At 49.0% G+C, this 7,175-nt stretch carries 9 protein-coding genes; 3 read left to right on the top strand and 6 right to left on the bottom strand.

Features of this window, described 5'->3' with window-relative positions; genetic code table 11:
• The coding region (locus ABD76_RS18500; protein WP_197256132.1) for an IS630 family transposase at positions 1–502 on the bottom strand (502 nt) is incomplete at its 3' end.
• 160 nt (positions 503–662) lie between these two features.
• On the opposite strand from ABD76_RS18500, the gene ABD76_RS18505 reads away from it, so the two are divergent.
• A protein-coding gene (locus ABD76_RS18505; protein ID WP_197258667.1) for an IS3 family transposase occupies positions 663–1,813 on the top strand; the annotation gives its coding sequence in 2 pieces (ribosomal slippage) (positions 663–918 and positions 918–1,813; 1,152 coding nt in all).
• A 229-nt stretch (positions 1,814–2,042) separates the two neighbouring features.
• Here the strand turns inward: ABD76_RS18505 and ABD76_RS18510 are convergent.
• Positions 2,043–2,603 carry a DJ-1/PfpI family protein gene (locus ABD76_RS18510; RefSeq protein ID WP_197258668.1) on the bottom strand — a complete coding sequence of 187 codons (561 nt, stop codon included), beginning with the start codon at positions 2,601–2,603 and terminating at the stop codon, positions 2,043–2,045.
• Between the two features lie 154 nt (positions 2,604–2,757).
• On the opposite strand from ABD76_RS18510, the gene ABD76_RS18515 reads away from it, so the two are divergent.
• Entirely contained in the window at positions 2,758–3,168 is a 411-nt protein-coding gene (locus tag ABD76_RS18515; RefSeq protein ID WP_197258669.1) for a winged helix-turn-helix transcriptional regulator, read from the top strand.
• A gap of 72 nt (positions 3,169–3,240) precedes the next feature.
• Here ABD76_RS18515 and ABD76_RS18520 read toward each other — a convergent pair whose 3' ends face one another.
• The 3 genes from ABD76_RS18520 to ABD76_RS18530 all read right to left on the bottom strand — a co-directional run bounded on the left by ABD76_RS18520 (position 3,241) and on the right by ABD76_RS18530 (position 4,738).
• A complete protein-coding gene (locus tag ABD76_RS18520) occupies positions 3,241–3,744 on the bottom strand; it encodes a GNAT family N-acetyltransferase (RefSeq protein ID WP_197258670.1) in 504 nt (167 codons plus the stop codon).
• A 57-nt stretch (positions 3,745–3,801) separates the two neighbouring features.
• A complete protein-coding gene (locus tag ABD76_RS29620; protein WP_242069636.1) occupies positions 3,802–4,014 on the bottom strand; it encodes a hypothetical protein in 213 nt (70 codons plus the stop codon).
• 241 nt (positions 4,015–4,255) lie between these two features.
• Positions 4,256–4,738: a hypothetical protein gene (locus tag ABD76_RS18530; protein ID WP_197258671.1), complete on the bottom strand. Its 483-nt coding sequence runs from the start codon at positions 4,736–4,738 to the stop codon at positions 4,256–4,258.
• Positions 4,739–4,809: 71 nt separating this feature from the next.
• Here ABD76_RS18530 and ABD76_RS18535 point away from each other — a divergent pair, with 71 nt between their 5' ends.
• Complete coding sequence (locus tag ABD76_RS18535) at positions 4,810–4,995, top strand: hypothetical protein (RefSeq protein ID WP_242069637.1); 186 nt, start codon at positions 4,810–4,812, stop codon at positions 4,993–4,995.
• An 887-nt stretch (positions 4,996–5,882) separates the two neighbouring features.
• Here ABD76_RS18535 and ABD76_RS18545 read toward each other — a convergent pair.
• Entirely contained in the window at positions 5,883–7,103 is a 1,221-nt protein-coding gene (locus tag ABD76_RS18545) for an IS256 family transposase (protein WP_197255154.1), read from the bottom strand.
• Positions 7,104–7,175 lie beyond the last annotated feature (72 nt).

The raw sequence follows: 7,175 nt of genomic DNA on the forward strand, positions 1-7,175 counted from the left end.
TTTTTAGAGCCGGAAACGTTTCTTCGACAAACTGTTGTTGTTTAACAGGGTCTGCAGCGGCAAGCGTATACGTCGGTTTCGTATAGCTCATGCCCATATGTTCCATCATCTTCGAAACGCCGCGCAGCGAATAGGTACATCCATACGTACGCTCAATGTAGTCTGCTATCAGTTGCAACGTCCAATTGAATTTGGCGGTGAATCCAACGTCTGCTGGCACCTGGTTCACAATGACTTGCTTCAATGCGTCCCGCTGTTCTTTCGTCAGGCGTGGGGATCGCCCGGGAGAGAATTGCATGGCCAAGCCCGACAACCCTTCTTTTTCATAGGCGCGGATGTAAAGGCGAATAGTTTTCTCCGAACGACAGATGATCGTGGCAATCTCGCGTACAGACTTGCCCATTAATCGTAAACGTACGGTTTGAAGTCGCTCGTACATGCGGCGATCCTTCGTCGTTCTTATTCGTTCTTCAACTGCAGCCAGCGCTTCCTTGTTATCCATCTCATTCACCGCCTCATTCAGGGTATTTCTGAATTCGACAATGATGGGACAAAACCCTCCTGTTATGGAAGTTCAATAGTTTTATTCTATATAGACTAAAAAGTGGACACCGAGAATCGAGAATGCGACAATAAACCTAACAAAATCGAGGTGTCCGAAGATGAGTCAGAAATACGACAAAGAGTTCAAAATCCAAACCGTGAAAATGATTCAAGAGCAGGGGAAGCCGGTGGCGCAGGTCGCCCGGGAATTGGACGTGTCCGACAATACCCTGTACCGCTGGATCAACGAATTCAAGCAAGATCCGGTCAATGCGTTTCGCGGCAGCGGTAACCTGAAAATCGAAGAAAAAACCTTTCTCGAAATGCAGAAACGAATCCGCCAACTCGGGATGGAGAACGAGATTTTAAAAAAGGCGATGCATATCTTCGCAAAAGACCGGAACTGATCTTTGCGTTTATCCACAAACACCGCTCCAAGTATCCGGTGTCGGAGATGTGCAAGGTTTTGAACGTATCCCGGAGCGGTTACTATCAATGGACCAGGCGTCAGGAAAGCGAGCAAAAGAAACGTCGCAGAGAACTGGAACAACAGATTAGCCGTATTTTTGTGGACTCGCGTCGCCTGTACGGCAGCCCGAAGATCGCTCAAGTCCTGCGCCAGCAAGGTGTGCGGGTATCCGAGAAAACGGTTGCCCGCATTATGAAGGAACTGGGGCTCAAGTCGCGCACCGTCAAGAAATACAAGGCGACGACGAACTCGAACCACAATCTGCCGGTGCATGACAATGTGCTGAACCAGCAGTTCACGGCACAAGCTCCCAATCAAGTTTGGATGGCGGACATCACTTACGTTCCGACAGACGAGGGATGGCTCTATGTCGCGAGCGTGATGGACTTGTACACTCGCAAAATCGTAGGCTGGCACGCCGACGAGCGGATGACCAAGGAATTGGTCCTGCAAGCTCTGGATCAGGCTTACAACCGTCAACGGCCGAAAGGCGAAGTCCTGCATCATTCCGATCGGGGCAGCCAATACGCTTCTCATGAGTACCAAAAACGGCTCTTGAAATACGGGATGAAATGCAGCATGAGCCGCAAGGGCAACTGCTATGACAACGCCTGCATCGAATCGTTCCACAGCGTGCTCAAAAAGGAACTCGTCTATTTGGAGAAGTTCAGAACCCGCAAGGAAGCCCAAAGTCGAATTTTTGAATACATCGAGTTTTTCTACAACCGAAAACGCGTTCATTCCGCAATCGGGTATCTTACACCCGTTCAATACGAACAAATGTACGATCAAGCTGCATAATTTTCTCGATTCTGGCTGTCCAATCTATTGACAGAGGTCCATCTATACCAATTCCCTTGGCTGTGAACACTTATTACGTTATCGGCTATCTGCGCATCCTAACTCAACACTAACAAACACTCTTGCCACTCTCCCCTAAGTATAACTCCATTTCATAATAGTGGAAACGTATAATACAACAAAGGACAGCACCACCATGCTGTCCTTTGCTTCTCTATTTACTTACAAGTTACGCCAAAGCATTGACCTGCTTGACGAATTCTCTCATCAACTGCGGCAAATCGTTCCATGCATGGCCGGATATCAGGTTGCGATCCACATGGAACCGGGCCTCCACATACTTCGCCCCTGCCGCTTCCACTTCCGGACGGCAAGCGAAGTAGGCCGTCATTTCCCGCCCTTTTATCTCTTCGGCGATCACGGTCAGCGCCACGCTGGCATGGCACAGGATCATGACCGGTTTATCCTTCTGGAAGAAATGGCGGACAATCCGCGGGAAGTCTTTATGCAGGCGAATATGCTCCGGTGCCCGTCCGCCCGGGATAATCAGGGCATCGTATTGCTCAGGATCGATCTGCTCGAACGAAGCATGGGCTTCCAACTGGTAGCCCCGCTTTTCCGTAAACGTCTGCCAGTCTTCAAAATCGTGGACGACGGTATGCAGCACTTTCGTATCCGTCGGCGAAGCGATGGTCGCTTCGAATCCTTCCTCCAGGCAACGATAATAGGGATAGTATGCTTCCAATGCTTCGACCGCATCGCCGGTCACAATCAGCACTTTTTTAGACATTGTCGCGTCACTCCTTTACAATATAAGAAGAATGATATTCAATCAACGCCATTATAGCCCCTATCGCTAGGTACGGGAAGAATGCACTTTTTTGTACGGTGGTTACGAAAAAGGTACTATTGGCTAAGTACTTCAAAGAGGTGAAGGTTACCCGATGTCCGACATTCGAAAAGAAATCAAGGAAAAGCTTAAAAACGGCGATTTTACCTGTTCCAAGGAACTGACCCTCTCCATGTTCAGCGGCAAGTGGAAGGTGGTCATCTTGTGGCATCTCGGGGTGGAAGGGCCGCATCGCTTCAGCGAGCTGCAGCGCCTGTTCCCCAAAATTACCCACAAAATGCTGACGAGCCAACTGAAAGAACTGATGGAGGACGGGATCGTCCACCGGGAAGTGTACCCGGAAGTGCCACCGCGCGTGGAATACTCGATGACCGAGCTGGGGATGACCCTGCTGCCGATCATTCAGATGATGTACGATTGGGGCGAAAAGCGGATCGCTCAACTCAAGCTGGAAATGGGAGAAGCCGGTTCGGGGGAATGTTCCACTTTATGCAACAAGGGATAAGGCTAAGCGGGCATAAATCTTCGGCCCCTCCTGGACTGCTGTCTGCAGAACATCGCATTCCCGGCACCTTTATCATGCCATATGCACGAATACGTCTCGATTGGAGACATCCAGCTCCATTTCCACAAGATCCAAACCCGGCGCGAAGCCGTCCGGGACGACCCTTTCCGCAGTGAACCCGAATCGTTCGAAAAAAGCGCGGCTGTATTGCGATGTCTCGATCGTCACGAGGGAGTATTGCGGCTCCGCCGCGATTCGCCGCAACCGCTCGGCCAGAAGCTGTCGGCCGAACCCGCAGCGGTGAAGATCGCGACGGACCATTCCCCAGCAGAGCACGGCAATCGTGGGCTCTTCCTCTTCAGCCGCGTACCCGCCGCAGGCGACAATGGTGCCTGTCTCATCTTCCATCACGAAGTAAGGACCCTTCAGGTCATCGAGATAAGCATCAAAATCTTTGCGCTCAACGGCTGCAAAATAATCAGGAACATTGCTATCGAATATCTCCTGGCAAGCCGACCTGTCTTCGTCCCGATATGGGCGCACACTGATTCGTCCCCGTGCTTCCAAAGCGTTCATGTTTCCCCCCCCTTTTCTTATAGACTTCGTAATTTTTATAACCCACTTTATTCCAAACTAATCCCAATCCATGAAAGGCTCAATCTCCAGCTTCTCTTTCCGGCACTCCTGACATGCCAGCACCGTTGCTTCCGGGTACAGTTCTTCCAACGGTTCAGACGTCAGCGGCTCCGCGCACCGGGGGCAGTCATGACACAGTTCAAACTGATCGGTATCCGAGCGAATCTTCAAGTACAAGTCATTATGAAGATAGCCGCATTGTTGGCACACGTAAATCACATCGCAAGCGGTATGTACTGCGCTGCCATCATGGAGAAATGAGGCGGCCCGCTGACGGATCCTCTTCTTTCTTCAATGCCGGCAAGAGCGAACTTACATATACATGGCTGAACCCAATCCCTAAAACATACTGCTGCAATACGCGCAATGCCCGCATTTTAACTGATAAGCGATTCCCATATGACTTCCCGCTTTCCTTTGAGCCTTTGTTTCTGCCATATGATCTGTGCGCTCACTTGACCGGAATTTTGTACATCTCCACCGCCAGCTTGAGCGCTTGATTGAGCTGACGAATCGCAGCAAATGCGGGCTCTAACGTGTCCTCGATTCCATCGACAAACAGATCGATATGGAATTTCAACGTCGTCCCCAATTGCCTGCCGTAAGGCGTTTCCGGTGGAAGCGCGAAGGGACGCAATTGAATTTTTGCGCCTCCCCGCGCGCAATCCCGGACGAACCATGCAAGAAATTCCAATGACTGCAAGCCTTCTCTTGTATGGTCAATGGTGAACTCGAACTGGATAAGAACCTCGTTTTCAAGCCCGCCTCCCGTGCGCCACAGCGCGGCATGAGGCAGATGAGCGCATGGGGAGAGCGGCAGCATCTCCGCATCGATGGGCTCCAGGTTGTCGACGCCGCTTTCGATCGCAGATATTCCTTGAAGTTGAAGAATCGTATCATGAAAGTTCGCAATATCGATCGGATAATGGGGCATCGGTTCCTCCTGATGCATTAAAGAAAGGATTATAGAGTGAAGAAGACTCGTCTATAGAGAATAAACCTCAATTGGAATTTTTACTGGATAGAAGTAATAAGGTAGAAGCTCCTGACATTGCTAAACCAGGTGATGAAATTTTTGAAGTCAAAGAAATAATTGATCAGCTAAATCATTCAAGAGAGAAGTTATCCGAAGTATTAAACACAGTAGACTGTTCAGACAGCGTTAAACACCACCAGTTTAATATTTTATAATCCGTTCGATGCCTGATAAAAGGATATGGATATTTATGGCTTGCGCTGTTTCCTAGTTATCCATTCATTATTCCATTTCTTTTGATGGAGCGTATGATCGATCTCGGATTACGACGGTTTCCGGTCTAAAACATATCAATACATTGCTGTCATCTAAATTTCTAAATCTTGGATCCCATCGTTCTTCATGTCGACCTAAATATCGTGACAGTAATCGATATGCTATCTCATTATCAAATGATTTAACCTCTGCATGACCTCTAAATCCTGCATGTAAAACAAGTCCACGATAAAGATCAAAATCAACAATTCCAATTGCACATTTCGGATTTTTCTGTATTCTTTTTGGAAAACTATCTGTCGAAGTAATTCCAATAATCCATATCCGTTCTCTTTCCCAATGAAACCAAACTGGAGAGTCTCGAGGACCCTCTTCCGACATGGTTGACAGATATTTTCCCCACCTTTTAATAATTAAGAGGCTGGTTTCCCAATTTGAAGACGAGACCCGGCCTTTAATAGCTCAAATCATAGGCCGGGTCGTGTGTTGTCTGAGTCATCTTCCATGATTATACATCTGATTACCAAGGGGCAAAAGCCCCACAGCGTGAATACGGTGTTAGAGTTCAACAGGTTGAGGCGTCTTTATGAGAGAAAAAAGGAATATGAGTGGCGCAGATGAAGAAATATATAGATCGAAGTAATCTTGTGACCTAGAAGAAGGAGGAACTCATGACTTATCGAGGAAGGTTTACCGGATGCTCTATGCAAAGTCTGATTCGTTTCATAGTAGAGAGGCAGCGATTTCAACCATGAAATGTAGGGGTCTGTCAAGAGTTTTGTGTAAACGCATTGATGATGAAGCCCCCTCGGGGGCGGTTCGCCCCTTAGCTTAAATGTTGTCCGACCCGATCCGGGAAGAAGATGGAGAGCTGGAGGAGGATTTGTCCCCAGTTCTGCACGCGCCCCGTCCATTTGCGAGTCACATCCATCGTCGCCAGGTACAGCATCTTCAGCAACGCCTCGTCCGTCGGGAAGATGCTCTTGCCCTTGGTCACTTTGCGAAGTTGGCGATGGTAGCTCTCGATGATGTTTGTGGTATAAATCAACTTACGGATCTCTGGCGGAAACTTGAAGAAGGTCGCGAGCTCATCCCAATTGTTGCGCCAGGAACGGATAATGAGCGGGTACTTCGTTCCCCAGACTTCTTCAAAGCGATCCAATTCCACAAGAGCGGCTTCTTCCGTGCTCGCCTTGTAGATCGGCTTCAGATCGGCAGTGACCTTCTTTAGGTCCTTGTAGGACACATAGCGCGTTGAATTGCGAATCTGATGAATGATGCATTTCTGAATCTCCGTCTGTGGATAGCATGCGGTGATGGCCTGCGAGAAGCCGGTCAGGTTGTCCACACACGTAATGAGAATGTCCTGTACGCCGCGATTCTTCAACTCATTCAGCACGCTCAGCCAGAACTTTGCAGATTCATTCTCGCCGATCCAGATGCCCAGAACATCCTTGTTGCCATCCAAATCGATGCCGATGACCATGTAAGCCGCCTTATTGACGATGGCGCCATCTTGCTTCACTTTAAAGTGAATGGCGTCCAAAAATACAACGGCATACACGCTTTGCAGCGGCCGGTTTTGCCATTCTTTGACCAGGGGCATGATCTTGTTGGTGACATTGGAGATAAGCGTAGGGGACACCTCAATGCCGTATAGCTGCTGGAGATGATCCTGAATCTCCCGTGTGCTTACGCCCTTGGCATAGAGCGCAATGATCTGATCCTCAATGCCGGTCACGTTCGACTGATACTTTTTCACCACCAGTGGCTCGAACTCACCTTGCCGGTCGCGGGGCACCGAAATCTCTTGCTCCCCATACTCACTGGTGATCTTCTTGCGGCTCTTGCCATTGCGTGAATTGGAGGTGGTCTTCTCCGCTTTCTCATGCTTCTCATAGCCCAGATGCGTGTCCATCTCGGCCTCCAGCATTTCCTGAATCGTCTCGGCGAACAGATCCTTCAAGGCGTTTTGCGCATCTTTCGCGGTCATGAGCTTGTTCTCTTTAATAAACGCTCGTAGTTGCTCTTTCGTCCATAGTCCCATGTGTTCTCCCAACCTTTCTATTAGTTCCATTTTAATAGGTTTTGGAGTTTACACAAACTATTTTACAGACTC

The sequence above is a fragment of the Paenibacillus dendritiformis genome, assembly GCF_015845845.1.
GTDB lineage: Bacteria > Bacillota > Bacilli > Paenibacillales > Paenibacillaceae > Paenibacillus_B > Paenibacillus_B dendritiformis_C.

Bases quoted from the DNA above. Each gene is read 5' to 3' on its own strand.
- ABD76_RS18510 (WP_197258668.1), bottom strand. From the start codon at position 2,603: ATGTCTAAAAAAGTGCTGATTGTGACCGGCGATGCGGTCGAAGCATTG.
- ABD76_RS18515 (WP_197258669.1), top strand. From the start codon at position 2,758: ATGTCCGACATTCGAAAAGAAATCAAGGAAAAGCTTAAAAACGGCGAT.
- ABD76_RS18520 (WP_197258670.1), bottom strand. From the start codon at position 3,744: ATGAACGCTTTGGAAGCACGGGGACGAATCAGTGTGCGCCCATATCGG.
- ABD76_RS18530 (WP_197258671.1), bottom strand. From the start codon at position 4,738: ATGCCCCATTATCCGATCGATATTGCGAACTTTCATGATACGATTCTT.
- ABD76_RS18545 (WP_197255154.1), bottom strand. From the start codon at position 7,103: ATGGGACTATGGACGAAAGAGCAACTACGAGCGTTTATTAAAGAGAAC.